26 protein-coding genes and 1 tRNA gene are annotated in these 21,735 nt (G+C 73.4%); 13 read left to right on the top strand and 14 right to left on the bottom strand.

Annotated elements, in window-relative coordinates; translation table 11 throughout:
- Positions 1-35: 35 nt before the first annotated feature.
- The 5 genes from M1D56_RS08905 to M1D56_RS08885 all read left to right on the top strand — a co-directional run bounded on the left by M1D56_RS08905 (position 36) and on the right by M1D56_RS08885 (position 2,563).
- On the top strand, positions 36-236 hold the full coding sequence (locus M1D56_RS08905) for a hypothetical protein (protein WP_271172000.1): 201 nt from the start codon (positions 36-38) through the stop codon (positions 234-236).
- Positions 237-282: 46 nt separating this feature from the next.
- On the top strand, positions 283-846 hold the full coding sequence (nadD, locus tag M1D56_RS08900; protein ID WP_456285221.1) for a nicotinate-nucleotide adenylyltransferase: 564 nt from the start codon (positions 283-285) through the stop codon (positions 844-846).
- Positions 843-2,042, top strand: a complete 1,200-nt coding sequence (locus M1D56_RS08895; RefSeq protein ID WP_456283297.1) for a hypothetical protein — start codon at positions 843-845, stop codon at positions 2,040-2,042. The genes nadD and M1D56_RS08895 overlap by 4 nt, the downstream gene beginning before the upstream one ends.
- Positions 2,042-2,416, top strand: a complete 375-nt coding sequence (gene rsfS / locus M1D56_RS08890; protein WP_374727730.1) for a ribosome silencing factor — start codon at positions 2,042-2,044, stop codon at positions 2,414-2,416. The genes M1D56_RS08895 and rsfS overlap by 1 nt, the downstream gene beginning before the upstream one ends.
- A gap of 71 nt (positions 2,417-2,487) precedes the next feature.
- Positions 2,488-2,563 (top strand) — tRNA-Ala (locus M1D56_RS08885).
- 62 nt (positions 2,564-2,625) lie between these two features.
- Here the strand turns inward: M1D56_RS08885 and M1D56_RS08880 are convergent.
- Both M1D56_RS08880 and M1D56_RS08875 read right to left on the bottom strand, forming a co-directional pair.
- Positions 2,626-4,191, bottom strand: coding sequence for an MFS transporter (locus tag M1D56_RS08880; protein ID WP_456283295.1), 1,566 nt, complete (start codon positions 4,189-4,191; stop codon positions 2,626-2,628).
- Between the two features lie 18 nt (positions 4,192-4,209).
- On the bottom strand, positions 4,210-4,830 hold the full coding sequence (locus M1D56_RS08875; protein WP_456283294.1) for a class I SAM-dependent methyltransferase: 621 nt from the start codon (positions 4,828-4,830) through the stop codon (positions 4,210-4,212).
- A 100-nt stretch (positions 4,831-4,930) separates the two neighbouring features.
- Here M1D56_RS08875 and M1D56_RS08870 point away from each other — a divergent pair, with 100 nt between their 5' ends.
- From M1D56_RS08870 to M1D56_RS08855, 4 genes are all read left to right on the top strand, one after another.
- Positions 4,931-5,518, top strand: coding sequence for a helix-turn-helix domain-containing protein (locus M1D56_RS08870; protein ID WP_271171995.1), 588 nt, complete (start codon positions 4,931-4,933; stop codon positions 5,516-5,518).
- Between the two features lie 30 nt (positions 5,519-5,548).
- Positions 5,549-5,836 carry a SelT/SelW/SelH family protein gene (locus tag M1D56_RS08865; RefSeq protein WP_456283293.1) on the top strand — a complete coding sequence of 96 codons (288 nt, stop codon included), beginning with the start codon at positions 5,549-5,551 and terminating at the stop codon, positions 5,834-5,836.
- 94 nt (positions 5,837-5,930) lie between these two features.
- Positions 5,931-6,512 (top strand): FMN reductase, encoded by a 582-nt coding sequence (msuE, locus tag M1D56_RS08860; protein ID WP_456283291.1) that lies wholly within the window; start codon positions 5,931-5,933, stop codon positions 6,510-6,512.
- Between the two features lie 80 nt (positions 6,513-6,592).
- Positions 6,593-7,471 carry a sulfurtransferase gene (locus M1D56_RS08855; protein ID WP_282977869.1) on the top strand — a complete coding sequence of 293 codons (879 nt, stop codon included), beginning with the start codon at positions 6,593-6,595 and terminating at the stop codon, positions 7,469-7,471.
- 1 nt (position 7,472) lies between these two features.
- Here the strand turns inward: M1D56_RS08855 and M1D56_RS08850 are convergent, their stop codons facing one another.
- On the bottom strand, positions 7,473-8,390 hold the full coding sequence (locus tag M1D56_RS08850) for a LysR family transcriptional regulator (RefSeq protein ID WP_324014687.1): 918 nt from the start codon (positions 8,388-8,390) through the stop codon (positions 7,473-7,475).
- Positions 8,391-8,478: 88 nt separating this feature from the next.
- On the opposite strand from M1D56_RS08850, the gene M1D56_RS08845 reads away from it, so the two are divergent.
- On the top strand, positions 8,479-9,495 hold the full coding sequence (locus M1D56_RS08845; protein WP_456283289.1) for a YeiH family protein: 1,017 nt from the start codon (positions 8,479-8,481) through the stop codon (positions 9,493-9,495).
- Between the two features lie 63 nt (positions 9,496-9,558).
- Here the strand turns inward: M1D56_RS08845 and M1D56_RS08840 are convergent, their stop codons facing one another.
- The 3 genes from M1D56_RS08840 to M1D56_RS08830 form a co-directional block, all read right to left on the bottom strand.
- Positions 9,559-9,858, bottom strand: coding sequence for a hypothetical protein (locus M1D56_RS08840; RefSeq protein ID WP_271171989.1), 300 nt, complete (start codon positions 9,856-9,858; stop codon positions 9,559-9,561).
- 119 nt (positions 9,859-9,977) lie between these two features.
- Positions 9,978-10,709 carry a ThuA domain-containing protein gene (locus tag M1D56_RS08835; RefSeq protein ID WP_271171988.1) on the bottom strand — a complete coding sequence of 244 codons (732 nt, stop codon included), beginning with the start codon at positions 10,707-10,709 and terminating at the stop codon, positions 9,978-9,980.
- Entirely contained in the window at positions 10,706-11,833 is a 1,128-nt protein-coding gene (locus M1D56_RS08830) for a Gfo/Idh/MocA family protein (protein ID WP_271171987.1), read from the bottom strand. Before M1D56_RS08830 ends, M1D56_RS08835 begins: the two co-directional genes overlap by 4 nt.
- A 200-nt stretch (positions 11,834-12,033) precedes the next feature.
- Here M1D56_RS08830 and M1D56_RS08825 point away from each other — a divergent pair, with 200 nt between their 5' ends.
- Both M1D56_RS08825 and M1D56_RS08820 read left to right on the top strand, forming a co-directional pair.
- Positions 12,034-12,759 carry a B3/B4 domain-containing protein gene (locus M1D56_RS08825; protein WP_456283287.1) on the top strand — a complete coding sequence of 242 codons (726 nt, stop codon included), beginning with the start codon at positions 12,034-12,036 and terminating at the stop codon, positions 12,757-12,759.
- Positions 12,760-12,867: 108 nt separating this feature from the next.
- Entirely contained in the window at positions 12,868-13,152 is a 285-nt protein-coding gene (locus tag M1D56_RS08820; protein ID WP_456283286.1) for a DUF2188 domain-containing protein, read from the top strand.
- Positions 13,153-13,183: 31 nt separating this feature from the next.
- Here M1D56_RS08820 and M1D56_RS08815 read toward each other — a convergent pair whose 3' ends face one another.
- From M1D56_RS08815 to M1D56_RS08785, 7 genes are all read right to left on the bottom strand, one after another.
- Complete coding sequence (locus M1D56_RS08815; protein WP_271171984.1) at positions 13,184-14,152, bottom strand: TIGR03557 family F420-dependent LLM class oxidoreductase; 969 nt, start codon at positions 14,150-14,152, stop codon at positions 13,184-13,186.
- A gap of 103 nt (positions 14,153-14,255) precedes the next feature.
- Positions 14,256-14,666 (bottom strand): arsenate reductase ArsC, encoded by a 411-nt coding sequence (locus M1D56_RS08810; RefSeq protein WP_282977859.1) that lies wholly within the window; start codon positions 14,664-14,666, stop codon positions 14,256-14,258.
- A 41-nt stretch (positions 14,667-14,707) separates the two neighbouring features.
- Positions 14,708-15,592, bottom strand: coding sequence for a metalloregulator ArsR/SmtB family transcription factor (locus M1D56_RS08805; protein WP_456283285.1), 885 nt, complete (start codon positions 15,590-15,592; stop codon positions 14,708-14,710).
- 69 nt (positions 15,593-15,661) lie between these two features.
- Complete coding sequence (locus M1D56_RS08800) at positions 15,662-15,832, bottom strand: DUF2795 domain-containing protein (protein WP_282978073.1); 171 nt, start codon at positions 15,830-15,832, stop codon at positions 15,662-15,664.
- Positions 15,750-16,772 carry a glycosyltransferase family A protein gene (locus tag M1D56_RS08795; RefSeq protein WP_456283283.1) on the bottom strand — a complete coding sequence of 341 codons (1,023 nt, stop codon included), beginning with the start codon at positions 16,770-16,772 and terminating at the stop codon, positions 15,750-15,752. Before M1D56_RS08795 ends, M1D56_RS08800 begins: the two co-directional genes overlap by 83 nt.
- Positions 16,772-18,259 carry a D-glycero-beta-D-manno-heptose 1-phosphate adenylyltransferase gene (gene rfaE2, locus M1D56_RS08790; RefSeq protein ID WP_456283282.1) on the bottom strand — a complete coding sequence of 496 codons (1,488 nt, stop codon included), beginning with the start codon at positions 18,257-18,259 and terminating at the stop codon, positions 16,772-16,774. Before rfaE2 ends, M1D56_RS08795 begins: the two co-directional genes overlap by 1 nt.
- A complete protein-coding gene (locus tag M1D56_RS08785; protein WP_456283281.1) occupies positions 18,256-19,632 on the bottom strand; it encodes an aldehyde dehydrogenase family protein in 1,377 nt (458 codons plus the stop codon). The genes rfaE2 and M1D56_RS08785 overlap by 4 nt, the downstream gene beginning before the upstream one ends.
- A 147-nt stretch (positions 19,633-19,779) precedes the next feature.
- Here M1D56_RS08785 and M1D56_RS08780 point away from each other — a divergent pair, with 147 nt between their 5' ends.
- A complete protein-coding gene (locus M1D56_RS08780) occupies positions 19,780-20,949 on the top strand; it encodes a glycosyltransferase family 9 protein (RefSeq protein ID WP_456283280.1) in 1,170 nt (389 codons plus the stop codon).
- A gap of 48 nt (positions 20,950-20,997) precedes the next feature.
- Here M1D56_RS08780 and M1D56_RS08775 read toward each other — a convergent pair whose 3' ends face one another.
- A complete protein-coding gene (locus tag M1D56_RS08775; protein WP_271171977.1) occupies positions 20,998-21,705 on the bottom strand; it encodes an SDR family oxidoreductase in 708 nt (235 codons plus the stop codon).
- Positions 21,706-21,735: the final 30 nt, after the last annotated feature.

Genomic DNA, 21,735 nt, shown 5'->3' with positions numbered 1-21,735 from the left:
TGGAAGGGTCCGCCCGACCGTAGAACGGAACATCTATGCACTTCGCCACCGCGATCGCGACCCTCGCCGCAGAATCCGAGCACGGCAACGTCGCCCTGGAGACCCTGCCCTTCGGACTCGTCGCCTTCGGGATCTTCGGCGTCCTCGCGCTCGTGGCCGCGTCGTACCGCAACGTCGCCAACCGCCACGCCGACGCGAGCGAGCACGTCGACGGCGAAGCAGGGCACGGCCACTAGGCCTCGGAAGGTGACGACCACGACGCGTGCTCCTCGGATCGGGGTGATGGGCGGGACGTTCGATCCCATCCACCACGGTCACCTCGTCGCCGCGAGCGAGGTCGCGACGTCGTTCGACCTCGACGAGGTCGTCTTCGTGCCGACGGGGCAGCCGTGGCAGAAGGAGAAGGTGTCGCCCGCGCAGGCGCGGTACGAGATGACGGTCATCGCGACCGCGTCGAACCCGCGCTTCACGGTCAGCCGCGTCGACATCGACCGCGGAGGGCTCACCTACACGGTCGACACGCTGCGCGACCTGAAGGCCGAGCGCCCCGACGCCGAGCTGTTCTTCATCTCCGGCGCCGACGCCGTGGCGCAGATTCTCAGCTGGCGGGACCATCATGAGCTGTGGGAGCTCGCCCACTTCGTCGCCGTCTCGCGTCCCGGTCACGTGCTCAGCACGGATGGACTGCCCGACGACGGCGTGAGTCGCCTGGAGATCCCCGCACTGGCGATCTCCTCCACCGATTGCCGGGACCGCGTGAGACGCGATCTTCCCGTCTGGTACCTCGTGCCGGATGGCGTGGTGCAGTACATCGCGAAGCATCATCTGTATCGGAGCAAGTCATGAGCACATCAGACGGTCGTCCCCTCACACGACGTCAGCTGCGTGAGCTGCGCCAGACCGGACAGACGCCGATCCTCACCGGGGACGACATCGCGGCCGACCGCGACGCGAGAGCCGTCGAGGAGGAAGCGGCAGCGCCCGCGATCGACGAGCCGTCCGACGAGAACCCCGCCCCCGCGTCGGACGACGGCGAGGCGACCGACGAGGTCGAGGAGCTCGAGGTCGTGCCGGCCGTCGCCGAAGAGGAGCGCGAGGAGGCGCAGACCGCGGACCCCGAGTCCGCTGAGCCCGTGGACGAGCCCGCTGAGCTCGTGGACGCTGAGCCCACTGCGTCGGCGACGCCCGACGACCGGACATCGTCCGAGGGGGAGAGCGCCCCGTCGCCCGCTCCCGCTCACCCGGTCCTGACGCGCCGTCAGCTGCGCGAGCAGGAGCGTCTGCGCACCAACGCGACCCCCACGGTGAACGCCGAGCAGGCCGAGCCGGAGACGCAGGCCGAGCCGGAGACGATCGAGGCCACCATCGTCACCGACGAGGTGCCGCAGACGGCGGCGCCCGCCACGGTCGACGTCGAGCTCGTGGAGCAGACTCCGGAAGCGCCCGTCGAGGAAGCGCCCGTCGAGGATGAGGCCCCTGCCGCGTCGCCGACCCCGCGCGCGTCGTCCGAGGCGCCGACCGCGGAGGACGCGGGGGAGCAGCAGGCCACGCTCCGTCCGGACTTCGGAGAGGGCGTCGAGGTCGAGGCGATCACGCACTCGCCGGCGTCGTTCGACGAGCTCCTCACTCAGCCGCAGGAGACGAGCGGCTCCAGCTCGGCCCCGAGCACCCTCGTCCTCGATGAGATCCCGGCGACCGCGGCGCTCAGCGCGCCGATCACGGCGACCGGCGAGCTGCTCATCACGAGCTCGCACAAGCTCCCCGAGGGCTTCGGCTCGAGCGGTGCCGCGAAGGGCACGACCGACGGCCGCGAGGTCGACGCGGTGCTCATCGACGGCGAGATCCCGCTCTCCTCGTCCCCGACGCCGATCGCCGCGAGCGACGCGGTGTCGACCTCGAAGAGCCCGGGAGAGGTCATCCGCCCTCCCGCACCCGAGAAGAACCACAAGCTCATCTTGACGCTCGGCATCACCGCAGGAGGCCTCGGCATCGCCGTCGTCGCGGCCGTCGTCATCGCCTACGCGACAGGAGTATTCGGCTGATGGCAACACAGTCGTCCATCGACATGCTGCAGATCGCCGCCGCCGCGGCGGATTCCAAGGGCGCCGAGGATCTCGTCGCGCTCGACGTCTCGCAGCCCCTTCCGCTCGTGGACATCTTCCTCCTGGCGACGGGGCGCAGCGAGCGCAACGTCGCGGCCATCGCCGACGAGATCGAGGACAAGCTCCTCGAGGCGGGCCACAAGTGCCTGCGCCGCGAGGGCCGCTCGGAGGCGCGCTGGGTGCTCCTCGACTTCGGCGACCTCGTGGCGCACATCTTCCACCAGGAGGAGCGGTCGTTCTATGCGCTCGAGCGCCTCTGGAAGGACTGCCCCGTGGTGCCGATCGACCTCCCCGCGACGCGCCCGGCGGACTGAGCGGATTTCACCGCGCGGAAACCGTCATGTAAGCTAAAGGAGTTGTCCGGGGCTTCTACCGGACAGCGTCTGGGCCTGTGGCGCAGCTGGTAGCGCACCTGCATGGCATGCAGGGGGTCAGGGGTTCGAGTCCCCTCAGGTCCACCAGAAGAGCGAGAGCGCCCCGTCGGAAGACGGGGCGCTCTCGCGTTGTGAGGCGAGGTCCCGGCTCAGCTCGCGTCCGCGGACGGCGAGCGGTCGACAGCGGATACCGGTCCGCGCACGAGGATGGCGATGGCGACCGCGCCCAGGACCGCGGCGCCCGCCCACATCGTCTGCTGCCAGCCCACGACGAACGCGACGCGGGCGGCATCGAGGATCTGCGCCGCATGGGGACCGGCCTCCGTCGCGATCGCGGCGGCGGTCGCGATGCCCTCGCTCGCGGCGCCGGCCCACTCCGCCGGGACGCCGTCCAGCCGCACCGAGATCGCGTCGCGGTAGCCGGCGACGAGGAGCCCGCCGAGCAGGGCGATGCCGAGGGCCGCGCCGAGCTCGCGTGCGAGGTCGTTGACGGCCGATGCGACTCCCTGACGCTCCTCGGGAAGCGACGAGGTGATCGCCTCGGTCGACGGGGTCATCGCGAGCCCTGCGCCGACGCCCAGGACGACGAGGCCCGGCAGAACGCTGAGGTAGCCTCCGTCCGCGGACACGAGGCCCGCCATGAGCGCGAGACCCGCCGCCGACATCCCGAGGCCCGCGACCATCGCAGTCCGTGTGCCGACGCGCGCAGCGAACCGCGGAGCGAGGCCGGACGCGAGCATCATCATGAGCGCCAGCGGCATCAGGCCGAGCGTGGCGAGGAGGCCGCTCCACCCGAGCGCGACCTGGAGGAACGGATAGAGCATCAGCGAGACGCCGCCCTGCACGCCGAACAGCACGAGGAGGATCGCGGACCCGGAGGAGAGGCCGCGCCGGCGGAAGAACCGCAGGTCGAGCAGGGGGTCGTCCGCGCGGAGCTCCCACACCGCGAACGCGACGGCGGCGAGCGCGGCCGCCGCGAGTGCGATGAGCACGACCGGATCGGTCCAGCCGTGCGTCGGAGCCTCGTGCAGCGCGAACGTGAATCCCACGGCGGCGACGACCGAGGTCACGGCGCCGACGAGGTCGAAACGGCCGCTCGCGACCTCGCGCGAGTCCGGCACCGCTCGGATGGCGACGAGGAGCGCCGCGATCGTCAGCGCGATGGGCAGCGCGAAGAGCCATCGCCACGAGGCGAGGTCGACGAGGAGGGCCGAGAGGTACATGCCGAGGAGGCCGCCGCTCGCCGCGACCGCGCTCCAGATGCCGATCGCGCGCGAGCGCTCGCCCTCGGGGAAGGTGGCCGTGATGACCGCGAGCGTCACCGGCATGATCATCGCGGCGCCGAGCCCCGCCAGGAGCCGCGCGGCGAGCATCGCCTCGAGCACGGGCGCGACGGCGCCGGCGATGTTGGCGAGCCCGAAGAGGGCGAGCCCGAGCAGGAGCACGCGGCGTCGTCCCAGTCGGTCTCCTGCGGCGCCGAGAGGAAGCAGGAGGGCAGCGAGCGTGAGCGTGTAGGTGTTGATGATCCAGAGCACGTCGCCCTGCGACGCGGCGAACGCGCTCGCGAGCTGCGGCTGCGCGACGTTGAGCCCGGAGACGGACGCGACGACGGCCATGAGCGCGATGCCGACAGCCCAGAGGATCGCGCGTCGTCGCCGCGGATCGTCGACGACGAGGGATGGCGGATGGACGCGGACGGGGGAGGTCGAGGTCATGGAGCGGGCCTTTCCGGTTCAGTGGACACGATGAGCGCGCACGACGACGTCGCGGAGATGCTGCCGGTGGGTGCCGATCGTCAGCGCCCGGGACGACGTGTACCGGCTGTCGACCTGCCATTCGGGCGCGGTCAGCAGCGACGCGATGTCGCCGGGCGAGGCGGTCGCGTGCGCGGGATGCGGGACGGTGCCATGCCCGTGGGCGGGCGAAGGCGCGTGGGCGACGACGAGGAGCGTGCCGCCCGGTGCGACCTGTGACGCGAGGAGCCTGAAGAGGTCGAGCTGGCCGATGTCGGCGTGCGCGTAGCTCGTCAGGACGAGGCTCCACGTCCGCCTCGGTCGCCATCGTGCGATGTCCGCCTCGACCCAGTCGATCCGGTCCGCGACCCCCGCAGCGGCGGCGCGACGCGCGGCCGCTGCCAGTGCGTTCGCGGAGAGGTCGACGCCGGTGACCTGCCATCCTCGTTCGGCGAGCCACACCGCCTCGGCCCCGGTCCCGCACCCTGCGTCGAGCGCCGTGCCGGGCGCGAGGCCGCCGATCTCCCTGTCCAGGTACGGGTGGGGTGCGTCGAGCCCGGGATCCGAAGGGCCGTGGGCGGACCAGTGATCCTCCCAGAAGGCCTTGTCGAAGTCGTGCATGCTCATCTCCTTCTCCCCGACCGTGCGCGGGGTGCGGGAAGAGCGTCCCATCCCGGAGCTCACGGTGGCAAATATTCTTGCCGAATGGCAAAATGGCGCCATGCGACCATCAGCGGACCAGACTCTCGACGCGGTCGGGCCGAGGCTCAAGCACCTTCGGCTGCGGCGCGACATCACGCTCACGGCGCTCGCGGAGGCGACCGGGATCTCCGTCAGCACGCTGTCGCGGCTCGAGGCCGGTCTGCGCCGGCCCACCCTCGAGCAGCTCCTGCCCCTCGCCCGGTACTACGGCGTCACGATCGACTCCCTCGTCGACGCCCCGCGCACGGCCGACCCCCGGGTGGACCTGCGCCCGATCTCCTGCGGCGACGGCTCGGTCATCATCCCGCTCACCCGGCGCCCCGGTGGGGTGCAGGCGTTCAAGTTCGTGCTGCCGGCCGACCGGGACGACCGGGCTCCCGATCTCCGCTCGCATGAGGGGCACGACTGGGCGTACGTCCTCAACGGGACGCTCCGGCTCGTCCTCGGCGACCAGGACCTCCTTCTCCACGCGGGCGAGGCGGTGGAGTTCGACACGCGCACCCCGCACTGGTTCGGCGCGACGAGCGCGGGAGCCGTCGAGTACCTGAGCCTCGTCGGCCGTCATGGGCAGCGCGCGCACGTGCACGGGGGCGCCGCGACGCCGTAGCCTCCTCCGACGAGTCGATACCGTGGGTGCATGGCCTCCCCTCGCATCGTCATCACCTACTGCACCCAGTGCCGCTGGCTGCTGCGCGCCCAGTGGTACGCGGGTGAGCTCCTCCAGTCGTTCGAGGACGAGATCGGCGAGGTCGCGCTCGTGCCGGCGACGGGCGGCGTGTTCCGGATCGATGTCGGCGAGGTGGACGTGTGGAACCGGAAGCGCGACGGCGGCTTCCCGGAGATCGCCGACCTGAAGCGGCGCGTGCGCGACCTCATCGCGCCGGGCAAGTCGCTCGGGCACGCGGATCGCGCCGCAGGGGACTGAGCCGCGACGTGCGCCGGTGACGTCGTGTTACCGAGTTCGTCGCCCGGCTACGCGCTCGGCCCCGACGACGCGGATGCGCTCGTAGCGTGCTCGCATGGTCACCGTCTCCCTCGTCGCCGTCTCCGGCAGCCTCCAGTCGCCCTCGCGCACGAGCGTTCTCGCGCGCGACATCCTCACCGCGTATGCCGACGCCCTCGGCGACGAGCATCTCGTCACGACCGACGTGATCGAGCTCAGCGAACTCGGTCGCGAGTTCAGCGGCGCGCTGCGCCGCGATGAGCTGTCGGTGCGCGCGGAAGAGGCCCTGCGCCGCATCGAGAGCGCGTCCCTCCTCGTCGTCGCGAGCCCCGTCTACCGCGCCTCGTTCACGGGGCTGTTCAAGCACGTGTTCGACTTCGTCGACCAGTACGCCCTCGTCGACACGCCCGTGCAGCTCGCCGCGACCGGCGGGAGCGATCGGCATGCCCTCGCGCTCGAGCATCAGTTCCGCCCGCTCTTCGCGTTCTTCCAGTCCCTCACGCTCCCGCTCGCGGTCTACGCGCGGGACACCGACTTCACGGACGGTCGCATCGCCTCGGCGGCTCTGCACGACCGGCTCGAGCTCACGGTGCGTCGGGGGCTGCCGTCGGTGCGCGCGGCTCTCGCCACGTCGTCCCCGGTGGCCGCGGGCGTGTAGCGCCCCGGGCCGACGACGCACGACGTCATATTCCCTATCGGAATGATCGGGAATGCCGTGCGCGGGGTGAGGATGGCCTCATGTCGCCTCTCATCTCCGCTGCCGACCTGCACGAAAGGCTCTCCGGCGGCGCACGCGTGAGCCTTCTCGACGTCCGCTGGCGGCTCGACCTCCCGGAGGGCCGACCCGCCTACCTCTCGGGTCATCTCCCCGGCGCGGTGTACGTCGACCTCGAGACCGAGCTCGCCCGTCGCGGGCATCCGGAGGAGGGCCGGCATCCGCGTCCGGCCCACCGCGATCTCGAGCGCGCGGCCATCCGATGGGGCGTGCGCCGCGGCGACCTCGTGGTCGTCTACGACGACAACGACTCGGTCGCCGCCGCGCGGGCGTGGTGGCTGCTTCGGCGCACCGGGCTCGAGGTCCGCGTCCTCGACGGAGGTCTGCGCGCCTGGATCGCCGCCGGACACCTCCTCGACACGGGCGACGTCGCTCCGCCCCGCGGTGACGCCACGTTGCGCGACGTCGATCCCGGGGAGCTGCCGATCGACGAGGCGGCGACCCTGCCGAGCCGCGGCGTGCTCGTCGATGTGCGGTCCCCTGAGCGATATCGCGGTGCGCATGCGGGAGCCGATCCGACGGCCGGCCACATCCCGGGCGCCGTCAGCCTCCCCGCCGTGACGCACATCCGACCGGACGGCACGCTGCGCACGCCGGCCGAGATCCTCACGGCCTTCGCGCGGATCGGGGCTCGACCGGGCCGCGAGATCGGGCTGTACTGCGCGTCGGGCGTCGCATCCGCCCACAGTGCCCTCGCCCTCGCGACAGCGGGGATCGAGGCGCGGGTCTTCTCGGGCTCGTGGAGCCGGTGGGTGCAGAGCCCGGGGCGGCCCATCGCCGTCGGCCCGACGCCGGCCGGGCGGGTCGTCGGGCACCTGCGGAGCTCTGCGCTCGCCCGGTGACTCAGGTCGGGATGCCGCGCCGAACCGCGGCTTCGAGCAGGTCGCGGCTCGTCGGTGCGAGGTCGCGCGGTGTGCCGCGCCAGAGCGCCGTGATCGGGCGCGAGATGGCGGGCCCGGCGATCGCGATCCGCCGCAGACGCGCCAGGCGCACATCGTCCGCCACGACGAGGTCGCTCAGAACGGCGGGGGCGATGCCCTCGGCGACCGCAGACCGGATCGCCGCCGAGGTGGACAGGACCATGGCCGGCGCGACCGGCGTGCGTCCGAGCCGCTTGCGGACCGCGGACTCCCACGCCCTCCGCGTGCCGCTGCCGTCCTCGCGCGCGATGAGCGCGGTGTCGGCGACGTCGTCGAGCGACACGCTCCCGTGGTCGGTCCACGGGTGCGAGGGCGCCGTGACGAGGACGAGCACATCGTCCGCGACCGTCGAGCTCGACAGGTCGTCCGGGATGTCCGGACTCTCGACGAACCCGAGGTCCGCCTTGCCCGTGCGCACGAGCTCGGCCGTCTCGTCGCTGTTCGCCGTCACGAGGCGAACCGAGGTCGGCTCCCTCCCGTCCTCGAGCTGCGCGGCGCGCAGCGCGAGGAGCCACGCGGGCAGCATGTGCGCGGCGACCGTCTGACTCGCGGCGACGACGAGCGCGCGCGTGCTCTCCCCGCGCAGCCGCTCGACGCCCGCGCGGAACCGCTCAGCGGCCGCGAGCAGGTCGTCGGTCCAGGTCAGCACCCGGCGTCCGCTCGCGGTGAGTGCCACGCCGTGCGGGGAGCGCGTCACGAGCTCGAGGCCGAGCGTGCGCTCGAGCGAGCGGATGCGCGCCGACGCGGACTGCTGCGTGCAGCCGGTCTCGCGGGCCGCGGCCGAGATCGAGCCGTGGTGCGCGACGGCGCTCAGGAGCTCGAGGGCGTCGATCGAGGGCACGTGTCGCATGGTCCCTACAGTCTGGCCCTGTACCCCCACGCACGCCAGCCGGATACCGCGCGCCCCGTGCTCCGGCGACCGTGGGAGCATGCCCCAGCTCCTTCTGCACCGCACGATGCGGGCGGCCCCCGGCCTCGCGGCCTGCGGCGCGATCGCCCTCGTCTCCCTCGTGATCGGCCGCGCAGCCCCCGCGGTCGGCAGCGCGGCGCCTGCGATCGCCCTCGGCGTCGGCTGCGCGGTGCTCCGCGCTCCGGGGCCTGCGCTGCACCCCGGGATGGCGTGGGCGAGCGGCCCGGGCCTGCGGGTCGCCATCGTGCTCCTCGGCGCGGGCCTCCCGATCCAGAGCGTCGTCGCGGCCGGTGCCGAGGCGCTTCCCGTCATGGCCGCCACGCTCGCGGCGTGCGCGCTCGCGACGGTGGTCGTCGGCCGGGTGCTCGGCGTGGGGCGGCGGCTGCGGACCCTCGTCGGCGCGGGCACCGGGATCTGCGGCGCGTCCGCCATCGCCGCGATCGCCCCCGTGATCGGCGCCTCGAGCGCCGAGATCGCCTACGCGATGTCGACGATCTTCCTCTTCAACCTCCTCGCGGTCGTCGTGTTCCCCGTGCTCGGGCACGCGCTGGGGCTCGACGCGCACGCGTTCGGGGTGCTCGCGGGCACCGCCGTGAACGACACGAGCTCGGTCATCGCGGCGGCGGGGGTGTTCGGCGGAGGCGCACTCGCCGTGGCGGTCGCCGTCAAGCTCGTCCGCACCCTCGCGATCATCCCGCTGAGCATCGCGCTCTCGATCGGCGAGAGCCGACGGGGCGGGGGAGGGAGCCCGCTGACCCCGAGCCGCGCGGCGACGCTCGTGCCGTGGTTCCTCATCGGGTTCGCGCTCCTCGCGCTCGCCCGGTCGGCCGGATGGATCCCGGCCGGGATGCAGGACGCGGTCTCGCAGGCGAGCGGGTTCCTCATCGCGGCCGCGCTCGCGGGTGTGGGCCTCTCGACCGACATCCGAGCCGTGCTCCGAGCCGGGTGGCGCCCGCTGGGGCTCGGCGCGATCCTCTCCGCGGTCGTGGCGGGCACCGCGCTGGCCGTGATGTCCGCGTTCGGCGCTCTCGCCTGAGGGTCTGCACAGACGAGGAGGCGCCGCCCGGCGATCGGGGCGGCGCCTCCTCGTCGCGATCGGTCAGACGGCCGTGAGACCGTGCGGGATGTCGGTCACGAGATCGCGGATGGCGACGGTGAGGCTCGCGCGGGTCCCGATCGAGCGCGCGTCGGCCATGTGCGCGCCGGCGAAGCACTCCCACTCGCGTCCCTTGACGCAGATGTACCCCTTCACCTGGTCTGCGAGCGCCACCTGGTAGCACGTGAGGCTGATGGGGATGAGGACGGCTTCCGGCGCGCGTCCGAGGCTCGGGTGACCGGTCCTCATGGTCGACGCGGTGCGTGCGGGGGCCTGCGGGGCTGTCTCTGCGATCAGCGACATCTGTCCTCCGTTCTCGGTGCCGCGGGGTGCGGCGATAGAAGATGTCTACCGACCGCGCCGCCTCCTCTCCAAGACGGGGCTCGAGGCTTGACACGGTCGCCGCGATCGGGCAGACGGCGTCAGGACCACGTCCTCCGCGCGGGGTTGCTCACCTCCGGCTGTCGGCGCTCGCCCGGCGTCGGGGCCGTCCAGCGGACGGCGTTCGCGAGCACGCGGCGCACCTGAGGGTGGAAGTAGACGGGGTACTCCTGATCGCCGGGGCTGAAGTAGAAGATCCGCCCGCGGCCGCGCGTGAAGGTCACGCCCGAGCGGAACACCTCGCCGCCCTCGAACGAGCTGATGAACACCTGGTCGTCGGGGTTCGGGATGTCGAAGTGCTCGCCGTACATCTCCTGTCGCTCGATGACGATCGGATTCTCGACGCCCTCCGCGATCGGATGCCCGGGCGCGGTCGTCCAGACCAGCTCGCGCTCTCCGTCGTTGCGCCAGGCGAGGGAGCACGTCGTGCCGAGCAGTCGCGTGAAGATCTTCGAGAAGTGGCCGGAATGCAGCACGATGAGGCCCATCCCGCCGAGGACATGGCGCTGCACGCGCGCCACGACCTCGTCCGCCACCTGATCATGCGCGATGTGGCCCCACCACAGGAGCACGTCCGCGGCCGCGAGGGCATCTTCCGTCAGGCCATGCTCGGGCTCCGCGAGCGTCGCCGTGCGCACCGCGACGTCGTCGCCGAGCAGCTCGGCGAGGCCCTGCGCGATCGCGCCGTGGATCCCGTCGGGATAGATGGCGCGGATGTCGTCCTGCGTCGTCTCGTGGACGTTCTCGTTCCAGACGAGGGCGCGGATGGTCATGCTGTTCCTCCGATGATGTTGAGGTCGGTGTCGAGGGCGATCTCGCGCCCGGCGGCGGCCGACGCGTAGCAGGCGTCGACGAGGCGCGCGCGGCTGAGCCCGACGCTCCCGTCGTGTTCGGCCCACGTGGCGGGATCGGCGACGTGGTCGAGGAACGTCTCCACGACGGCGGCGTGACCGCGACCTGCGGGCGCCTGGATCGGGGTGTCCTGGCGCGACGCGCCATCGCCCGTGAAGATCGTCAGCTCGCCCGACGGGGCGTAGTCCACGACGGAGAGGTCGGCGCCGCCGTCGGTGCCGTACAGCGCGATGCCGAACTGATCGGGGGTCGAGCGGTGCGACGCCCAGCTCGTCTCCAGCACGATCGACCCGCCGCCCTCGAGGCGCAGGAGCGCGGTGGCGAGGTCCTCGACCTCGTACGCGTGACCGGTCCCGTGCTTGACGCCTCCCGAGCCGCCCAGGCCGCGCGGGCCGAGCTCGGAGTGCGTGACGGCGGACACCGCGGTCACGCGGGGCTCTCCCATGAGGTGGAGCGTCCAGTCGAGCACATGCACACCGAGGTCGACGAGCGGCCCGCCTCCCGACATCTCGGCGTTCGTGAACCAGCTCCCGAGAGCCGGGATGCCCGAGCGCCGCAGCCACATGGCGCGCGCGTGGTAGGGGCGACCGATCGTGCCGTCGTCGACGGCCGCGCGGATCGCCTCGATGTCGCCGCGGCGGCGGTGGTTGAAGGTGATCTCGAGGATGCGCCCGGCCTCGCGCGCGGCGTCGACCATGCTCTGGCCCTCGTCGCCCGTGCGGGCGATCGGCTTCTCGCACAGGACGTGCGCGCCGGCGCGCAGCGCCGCGATGCTGATCGGCGCGTGGAGGAAGGTCGGCACCGCGACGCTGACGACGTCGAGGTCGCCGCGGCCGATCATCTCCTCCCAGTCGGCGTACGTCTCGTCGATGCCGTAGGTCTCCGCGAGCTGCGCGCGGACGTCGTCTTCCTTCCCGGCGATCGCGACGAGGTCGACCTCCGGGCGGGCGGCGTACGCCGCCATGTGCTGCTGGCCGGCCCATCCGATTCCGACGACGCCTGCACGGATGCGACGAGCGGGAGTGGGGGAGGACTGCTGTGTCACTGTTCCTCGTTCTCTCTCCGGGCATCGACGCCCGGATGATTGAGTATCTAAATATATGCGTGTCTCGACCGTAGGAGACATCTCCCGGAGAGTCAATCACCCGCCTGCGGGCGCGTCGATACCGGTTTCTCGGAGCCTGGCCATTTCAGTGCATTTTCGTGCACTATGCTCGGGGGGAACGGGAGACCGAGGAGGAGCTCATGGCGGGAACGACGCGGATCGACAGGATCCTCGAGGACAGCTTCGTCCACGAGGAGGTGTTCGCCCTCCGCCCCGACTACCGGGCGATGCTCGTCGTGATCGAGGGGATCGCTCCGGCGGCAGGCGACGCGGAGAGCGAGGCGCTGCTCGTCCGTGCCGAGGAGCACGCCCGGCGCCTGGTCGCCGCCGGGCCGATCGAGGATGAGCCGCACATCGCGTCGTGGCGCGAGGCCTACCGGGCGTTCGGGGCGAAGCCGCAGCGGACGCGCAACAGCCTCGAAGCGCTCACCCGCCGTGCGGCGGATGCGCTGCCGCGAGTGAATCGCCTCACCGACGTGTACAACGCCGTCTCGGTCCTCCATGGGCTCCCGCTCGGCGGTGAGGATCTCGACCGGTACGTGGGTGCGCCGCGCCTCGTGCGCGCGACGGGGTCGGAGCCCTTCGACACGGTGGCCGGCGGAGACCCGGTCGTCGAGCACCCCGACCCCGGTGAGGTCGTCTGGTGCGACGGCGAGGGCGTGACGTGCCGCCGATGGAACTGGCGTCAGGGCCGCCGCACGCGGCTGACCGACGGCACGCGCACGGCCCTGTTCATCCTCGACGCTCTCGCGCCGACGTCGGATGCCGAGCTGGAGGCCGCCGCGGACGCGCTCGTCGAGCACCTCGGCGCGGGCGCGACGGTCGCGCGACGCCTGCTCGCAGGGTCGGACTCCGCTCTCGGCTGACGCTGCTCGCGCACGGCGTGAGCCGCACCTGGCCAGGGCGCAACCCCCTGTCGTCATCCCGGCGCCCGTCGTAGCGTCGCTCCCGACATCGACGAGGGAGGACGCAGCATGACCGGAACGCACGTGGAGACGTTCGCCAAGCGCGGGCAGTGGATCAGCCGGGTCGCCGGCGACAGCGAGCTCTCGCAGAGCTCGGCGAGCAGGGAGGAGGCCATCGAGGCCGGGCGCGCGCTCGCCGAGCGCCTCGGGGTGCCGCACCGGGTCGTCGACAGCGAGCCGACGGGGGTCGCGAGCGACGAGCAGAGCGGGGCCGACGCGGCCGAGGTGGCCGACGAGATGCTGCCGGACACCACCGACGAGCGGGGGCTGCCGCTCGACAACCCGTCCGGCTGATCCGCGCCGGCCCCGCGCTGCCGGGGAACCGTCAGAGTGCGCGGAGTCGCTCGAGCAGCGGCTCCGCGACCTCGGCGAGGAAGCGCTCCTGCTGAGCGTCTCCCACCTGGACGATCGCGACATCCGTGAAGCCGGCGTCGACGAACGGGCGCACGCTCTCCGCGAGGGCGTCGAGGTCGGGTCCGCACGCGATCGAGGCCGCGACGTCCTCGGGGCGCACATACGCGCTGGCACCCTCGAAGCCGGCGGGCGTGGGCAGGTCGGCGTTCACGGCCCAGCCGCCCGCGAACCAGCGGAACTGCTCGTGCGCTCGCGCGACGGCCGCGTCTCGGTCGGGGTCCCAGGAGATCGGGATCTGCCCGATCTTGCGGGATGCGCGGCCTCCCCGAGCCTCGTCCCAGGAGGCGAGGAGGTCGGCGTCGGGAGCGGTCGTGATGAGGTGGTCGGCGAGCGGCGCGAACTCCGCGACCGAGCTGTCTCCGGACACCGCGACGCCGATCGGCACGCCGCCGTCCGGGGCGTCCCACACGCGTGCGGAGTCGACGCGGAACCACTCGCCCTCGTAGGTCACGAGGTCACCCGTGTGCAGCGCGCGGATGATCTCGATCGCCTCCGCGAGCATGTCCTGGCGCGCGTGCACAGCAGGCCATCCCTCGCCCACGACGTGCTCGTTGAGGTTCTCGCCCGATCCCAGTCCGAGCGTGAACCGCCCGTCCGAGAGCACCTGCATCGTCGCGGCCTTCTGCGCGACCACGGCGGGGTGGTACCGCATCGTGGGGCACGTCACATACGTCATGAGCTCGACGCGCGACGTGGCCTGGGCGACCGCGCCGAGCACCGTCCACGCGTAGGGGGCGTGGCCCTGGCTCACGAGCCACGGGGAGTAGTGGTCGCTGCACGCGAGGTAGTCGTACCCCGCCGCCTCCGCGGCCTGCGCGTAGGCGACGAGCTCTCGCGGGCCGCTCTGCTCGGTCATCAGCGTGTATCCGAAGCGCGTCATGTGGACCTCCTGTGTCGTCGGCATTCCCCCGCACACTAGGTGCGGGGGAACGCCGCGAACAGGGGGTTGCCGCGGGCCGGGAGGTCCTCGATGATGCCCGCTCTCAGGCGGGCGCGATCTCCGCGACGAGGCTCTCGACGCGCGCCCGGATCTCGTCCCGGATCGGCCGGACCGCCTCGATGCCCTGCCCGGCCGGGTCGTCGAGCTGCCAGTCCTCGTAGCGCTTCCCCGGGAAGATCGGGCAGGCGTCGCCGCAGCCCATCGTGATGACGACGTCGGACTCCCGGACGGCGTCGACGGTCAGCACCTTCGGGGTGGCCGCCGAGATGTCGATGCCCTCCTCGGCCATGGCGGCGACGGCCACCGGATTGATCTGGTCCTTGGGCTCCGAACCCGCGGAGAGCACGTCGATGCGGTCGCCCGCGAGCGCCTGCAGATAGCCCGCGGCCATCTGCGAGCGGCCCGCGTTGTGCACGCAGACGAAGAGGACGGCGGGGCGGGTGGTCTCGGTCATGGCTCCTCCGGGGCGGGTCGCCTCAAAGTATAGACCGTTGTCTATGTGATGGGAAGGAGATCCCCGAGAAGACCGCGCACGCGGCGCTCGATCTCGTCGCGGATGGCGCGGACGCGCGGGAGCGGCTGGTCGGCGGGATCGTCGAGCGGCCAGTCGAGGTAGGTCTTGCCCGGGAGCACGGGGCACGCGTCGCCGCACCCCATCGTGACGACGACGTCGGCCGCGCGCAGGGCCTCTGCGGTCAGCGGCTTGGGGAACTCGTCGCCCAGCGGCACCCCGATCTCGTCGAGCACCGCGACGACGTGCGCCTTGACCTCCTCGGCCGGCTCTGAGCCGGCCGTGCGGGCGCGGACCCGGTCGCCGGCGAGATGCCGCAGGATCGCCGCGGCGAGCTGCGAGCGGCCCGCGTTGCGCACGCAGACGAAGAGCACCTCGGGCACGCCGCGGTCGACGGATCGGGAGCGCGTGAGCGCGTCGAGGCGCTCGACGGCGAGGGCCGACACCCGCGAGGCGAGGCGGGCCGGGGTGCGCTCCTGTCGGCGGAGGAGCTCATGGCTCGTCCGCACGAAGAGCGACACGGTCTCGGCGCCGTGCACGCCCTGGTACCGCTCGGTGAGGTCCGCGGCGATGCGCTCGAGGTCCGGGCCGGCGGCGGGGGCATGGCCCACGAGGCCGATCACCTCATCGGCGCGACCCGGTGCGAGCGAGAACCACGCGCGGCGTCCCTCCTGCCGCCGCTCGACGACACCCGCCGACGCGAGCGCGCGCATGTGGTGGCTGACGGTCGGCTGGCGCAGTCCGAGCTCGACGGCGAGCTCGGTCACGCTCACGCGGCCCTCGGGGGAGTCGAGGATGAGCCGGATAATCCGGGCGCGCGTCGGGTCGGCGACCGTCGCGAGGAGAGCGGGGGAGGTCGCGGCGGGCATAGACCGCAGTCTATGCCTCATGGTGCCGAGCGGAGAGGGAGCGCCGACGTCGGCCGGCGCCCCCTCGCGTCACTCCGCGTCGCTCACGGCCGAGCTGACGGCCGTCGGCGCGTCGTACTCGCGATCGGGGATGCGGCCGAGCGCATCGAGCACGGCGTCATCCGCGCCCGCGTCCCGCGCCGATGCGAGGATGTCCTCCTTGCTCGCGGGATAGTCGATGCCGCCCAGGAACTTCTGCACCTGGATGGGGCCTGGCGTGTCGCTCATCCTTCTCTCTCCTCTCTCGTTCGGGCCCCGCGGGGCCCTGCTGCGCCGACTCGCCCGCGAAGACGATCTCGCTCGCCTCCGTCCCGCGGTCGACGACGGTGGTGGGGGCCTCGAGGTGGACGGCCCCGCTCGGCAGCACGCCGGCGCCGCCCGCACGCTCCATGACGCGCCACTGCGCCACGACGTCCTCGCCCGCGTGCGCCGCCGGCAGGTCGCGCCAGAAGCGGAACCCGCCGGCGGCGAGCAGCTCCGCGCGCTCGAAGAGCACGCACCCGCCGACCCATGCGATGCGGTAGGCCAGCCGCGCGTCGTCGTCGAGCCCGCGATCGGCGGCCTCGTGCGCCATGTTCGCGGCGTTGTGCAGACGCCACCGCTCGAAGCCCGGTGCGCCGCGGCGCATCCGCTCGGGGCGCACGCCCGCCGGCCCCCACGGCTCGAACGCCTCGCGCTCGTGCGGGCGCACGTCGTCGAGATGCGACAGTCCCTGCACCGCGTACCCCGCGAAGCCGCCGCCCGACTCGGTCAGCGCGGCGTCGAGCCGCTCCAGCGCGCCCGGCTCGAGCCATACGTCGTCGTCGAGGAAGAGCACCCGCGGCGCGCGGGACGCGTCGAGCAGGAACTGGCGCTGCTCTGCCATCCCGCGGCGGGGAAGGTGACGAAGCAGCACGACCTCGCGCCCCTGGGCCCGGAGGACGCGGAACATCGCGCGCACGGCGGGGTCTGCGTCGACAGGCGTGGAGGGCGACTGGTCGCTCACGATCACCCGGAAGACCGGGTCGTCCTGCGCGGCGAGGCCGGCGAGCGTCACGGCGAGCGCCGACGTGCGGCCGGCGGTGGGCACCAGCACGTCGACTGCCGGCGGCGCGGGCTGCGGTGCGAGGGCCCACCGCGCCGCTCCGCGTCTGCTCCTCATCAGCGCCGCCCCTCGCGAGCCAGACCCGCCGGCGCGGGGCGGGACCGGATCCGTCCGATGATCTCGGTCGTCGAGTGATCGGAGACGTAGTCGAGGATCGCGACCTCTCCGCCGACCGCGTGCACGTCGGCGGTCTCGGCCAGCATCTCCGGTGTGTAGTCGCCGCCCTTCGCGTACACGTCCGGGCGCAGACGCCGGATGAGCGCGGCGGGCGTGTCCTCGTCGAAGACCGTCACGTAGTCGACGCACTCGAGGGCGGCGAGGACGTTCGCACGGTCCGAGGCGCTGTTGACCGGGCGGCCGGGCCCCTTGAGCCGTCGCACGGACGCGTCGCCGTTCACCGCCACGACGAGCACGTCGCCGAGGCGCCTGGCCTGGCGGAGGTAGCTCGTGTGGCCACGGTGCAGGACGTCGAAGCACCCGTTGGTGAAGACGACCCGCTCGCCGGCTCGCCGGTGCGCCGCGATGCGCTCGGCGAGCTCGTCGCCGTCGAGAGCCGCATCCGAAGGGCGGCCCGCCCAGGCCGCGAGCTCGTCGAGGGAGCACACGCAGGTCCCGGGCTTCCTCACCGCGACGTCGGCCGCGGCCTGCGCGAGCTCCGTCGCGAGGGGCAGGGGCGCTCCCGAGGCCACGGCGACCGTGAGCGCGGCCACGAACACGTCGCCTGCGCCCGACGCCTGCTTCTCCGGCGTCGGGTGCGCGCGCGTGCGGACGGGCGGATGGCCGGGGCGCAGGAGCACCGTCCCGCTGCGGTCGAGCGTGACGACAGCGGCGCCCGCGCCCGCCGCCGCGCGCAGCCGGTCGGCCACGGCGGCGGCCCGCTCGACCCGCTCCTCGCCCGTGCCGAGCTCGGCTCCGACGAGGCGCTCGGCCTCCGCGGCGTTGGGCGTGATCACGTCCGGTTCGGCTCGCCGCCAGCGCGCCGCATCGTGCGCGTCGACGACGCGCAGAGGCGGCCGCGGCAGCCGAGCCAGCGCCTCGACGACCTCGTCGGCGAGGAGGGTCGACGCGTAGTCGCAGATGAGCTGCGCGTCCGCGTCCGCGCTCGCGTGGCGCGCATCCTCGACGAGACGAGCGAGGGCATCCGCCGGCCACGGTGAATCCTGGGTCTCGTCGAGACGCAGCATCACCTGATCGCCCGACACGACGCGGATCTTCGTCGTCGTCCGCGCATCGGCCACCTCGCGCAGTCGCGCCGTGTCGATGCCGGCCGCGGCGAGCCGCTCGCGCAGCAGTCGTCCCGCGTGGTCGGCGCCGATGAGCCCCACGGCGCTCACGCGGGCGCCGAGCGCGGCGAGGTTCATCGCGGTGTTGGCGGCGCCGCCGGGCGCCCAGGCGCGCTCGGCGACCTCGACGACGGGCGCCGGCGCTTCGCGGGCGAGCCGCGAGATGCCGCCGCTCCACCAGCCGTCGAGGAGGAAGTCGCCGATGACCGTCACGCGCGGCGCACGGTCGCGGATCGCGGCGAGGGCGTCGAGCGCGCTCACCGCGTCACCGCCGGTGCCATGTGGACCACCTTGACGCTCGTCATCTCGTCGAGGAGCTCCGGTCCGTACCCGAAGCCGGATCCGCTGCGGCCGCGCGGCTGGGCGGAGCCGCCCGGAGCTCCGCCGAAGACGGCGTTGATCTTCACGGTGCCGACCGGCAGCGCGTCGATCGCGCGATGCGCGTGCGCGATGTCGCCCGTGAGCACGGTCGCGGCCAGACCGTACGCGTCCTGCACGGCGTGGCGCAGAGCCGAGTCGAAGTCGTCCACGACCATGACCGGGGCGACCGGGCCGAAGGTCTCCTGGCGGAAGACCGCGGTGTCGGGCGTGCAGCCGACGAGGACCGTCGCGGGGTAGCGGAAGCCCGGGCCGTCCGGCATCGTCCCGCCGGTGAGGGCCCGGGCGCCGTCGGCGAGCGACGCCGTCACCTGCGCATGCACCTCGTCGCGCATCCGCGCGTCGACGAGCGGCGCGAGGGTCCGGCTCTCCGCCTCCGCCACGAGGGCGCTCGTGAACTCCTGCGCGACCGCACGGTGCACGAAGATGCGCTCGACGGCCGTGCAGATCTGGCCGCTGTTCGCGAACGCCCCGAGTGCCGCCTGGGCCGCCGCCCAGCGCGGGTCGACGTCGGCGTCGACGATGAGCGCGTCGTTGCCGCCGTTCTCGCGCACGAGGTGCGCGCCCGTCAGCGCCGTCATGCGCGCGATGCGCTCGCCCGCAGCCGTCGACCCGACATGCGCCACGACGTCGACCCCGGGCGAGCTGACCAGCGCCTCGCCCACGTCGGCGCCCCCGAGCACCGTCACGAGCACATCCGGGGGAAGGGCGGCGGCGAGGATCTCGCCGAGCAGGCGCCCGGCGTGCGGGCAGCGCTCGCTCGGCTTGTGGACGACGGTGTTGCCCGTCGCGACGGCGGCGCCGATGAGGCCGGCGGCCACGGCGATGGGATCGTTCCACGGCGTGACGGCGGCCACCACGCCGCGCGGCTCCGCGCGCGTGAGGTCGAGCGCGTCGGGGGCGCCGCGGAGGCTGCGGCCGCGGTGCAGCGGAGCGCTCTCGGCATACTGCAGGAGCGTGTCCACGGCCGCCGCGATGCCGCCGTCGGCATCGGCGCGCAGACGCCCGTTGTCGCGCTGCTCGACCTCCGCGAGCTCCGCGCTGCGTTCAGCGAGCGCGTGCGCGGCGGCCCGCAGCGCTCGACCTCGCTCGGCGGCCGGGGTCGCGCGCCAGGCGGGCTGCGCGGCCCTCGCCCTCGCGACGGCGGCACGGACCTCCGCGACATCGGCGACGGGCACCGACCCGGTCACCGTTCCGTCGCGCGGATCCCTGATCACGATCTCGTCTCGCGTCCGGATGGCTGTGTCGCCGCTCATCGTCCTGCTCCTTCCGCTCGCGTGCTCCTCCTCCCCACGTACCCACTGCGCCGCGCGTTCACACACCGCGCTCGCCGGGGTTTGCCGTGCGCGGCGCGGGGGAACGGAAGGAGGAGAGGAACCCTGCCGCACGAGAAGGAGCCGCACATGACGCCGGAGACAGCGCTCGCCGATCCGCTGGGCACCCGCCCCGCGGCACCCGCTCCGGCGGTCGCGCCGCCGCGCGACCGATTCGCCGGCGTGCGGCGCATCGCCGTGCTGCGCGCGGGCGGCCTCGGCGACCTCCTCTTCGCCGTGCCGGCGATGCAGGCGCTCATGGCGTCGTATCCCGAGGCCGAGGTGACGCTGCTCGGCGCGCCCGTCGCGCGCGCCCTCCTTCCGGGGCGCGACGGCGCGCCGCATCGCGTGCGCGTCCTGCCGGCGATCCCGGGCGTGGGCGCGGCGCCCGACGTCGCGGCGGACGTCCGGGAGATCGAGCGGTTCGCGGCCGAGCAGCGGGAGGAAGGGTGGGATCTGGCCGTCCAGCTGCACGGGGGAGGGCGCTTCTCCAACCCGTTCCTGCTGTCGCTCGGAGCGCGGCACACGGTCGGCACGCGCACGGATGATGCCGCGCCCCTCGAGCGCACGATCGACTACGTCTACTACCAGCACGAGATGCTCCGCGGCCTCGAGGTCGCCGGCCTCGCCGGCGCCGCGCCGGTCGCTCTCGAGCCGCGCCTCGGCACGTCCGCGCGCGAGCGCGCCCACGCGGCGGAGCGGTGCGGAGCGGATCGCCCCGTCGCCGTGATCCATCCCGGCGCGACGGACCCGCGACGCCGATGGCCCGCCGAGCGCTTCGCCGCGGTCGCCGCCGCGCTCGTGGGCGCGGGAGCCCGCGTGGTCCTCGTCGGCGATGGCGAGGACGCCCATCTGTGCGGCCGCATCGCCGCCGCGGTCGACGCGCCGTCCGACCGCGTGCGGGATTTGTCCGGCGCGCTCGATCTCGGCGCGCTCGCCGGCGTCCTCGCCCACGCCGCGGTCGTGATCGGGAACGACAGCGGCCCGCGCCACCTCGCGCAGGCGGTCGGCGCCCGGACCGCCGCGGTGTACTGGTTCGGCAACGTCGTGAACGCGGGGCCCCTCGGCCGGGGACGTCACCGCGTGCAGCTGGGGTGGACGACGCACTGCCCCGTGTGCGGGCGGGACGCGACACAGGTCGGATGGACCGCCGAGCGGTGCGCGCACGATGTCTCGTTCGTCGCCGATGTGCCGGTGGCCGCCGTGCGCGACGACGCGCTGCGCCTCCTCGAGGACGCCGCGGCGGAGCGCGCGCGGTGAGACCCGCCGGGCCCCTCCGGTCAGCGGGGCCCGGCGGGTCTCACCGGATCACGGCCACGACGGCTCCTCCTCGGGGCAGACGACGAGCTCGCGGACCTCGCAGCCCCGCGGCTGCTGCAGCGCGAAGACCACCGTGCGCGCCACCTCGGCGGGGTCGTTGAGCTGCGCGTCGGGACCCGGTCGATACTGCTCGTCGCGGTCGTCGAAGAAGCGCGTGCGCATCCCCGCCGGGATGAGCGTCGTGACCCCGATGCGACCGCGCGTCTCCGCGGCGAGCGCCCGGGAGAATCCCAGCACGCCGAACTTCGATGCGCAGTACGCCGTGGCATCGGGGAGCGCCCGCAGCGCGAGCGACGACGCCACCGTCACGACGCGTCCGTGGGCCCGCTCGATGTGCGGCAGCGCGGCGCGGACCACGGAGACCGTGCCGAGCAGATTGACGCCGATCACGCGCTCCCACTCCTCGGCGGCGACGGCGTCGAGGCGTCCGCAGCGGTCGATTCCCGCGGCCGTCACGACCGCGTCGATGCCGCCGAGCTCCTCGGCGATCTCCGCGACCGCGCGCTCGACCGCGAGCCGGTCCGAGACATCCGCCTGCCGGGTCGTGATCGCGCCGACGATCCCCGAGACATCCCGGTCGATGACGGCCGGCGTTCCGCCGCCGTCGGCGACGGCGCGGACGACGGCCTCGCCGAGGCCCGAGCCGCCTCCGGTCACGAGCACGCGGCCGAGGGGGCGCGGATAGGTGTCCTGCATGTGGTTCCTCCTTCTCCGGCTGACGCCGGC

The organism is Microbacterium sp. JZ101 (assembly GCF_053903175.1).
Note: the sequence above shows the minus strand (reverse complement) of the source record. Positions and strands in the feature narration are given on the sequence as shown.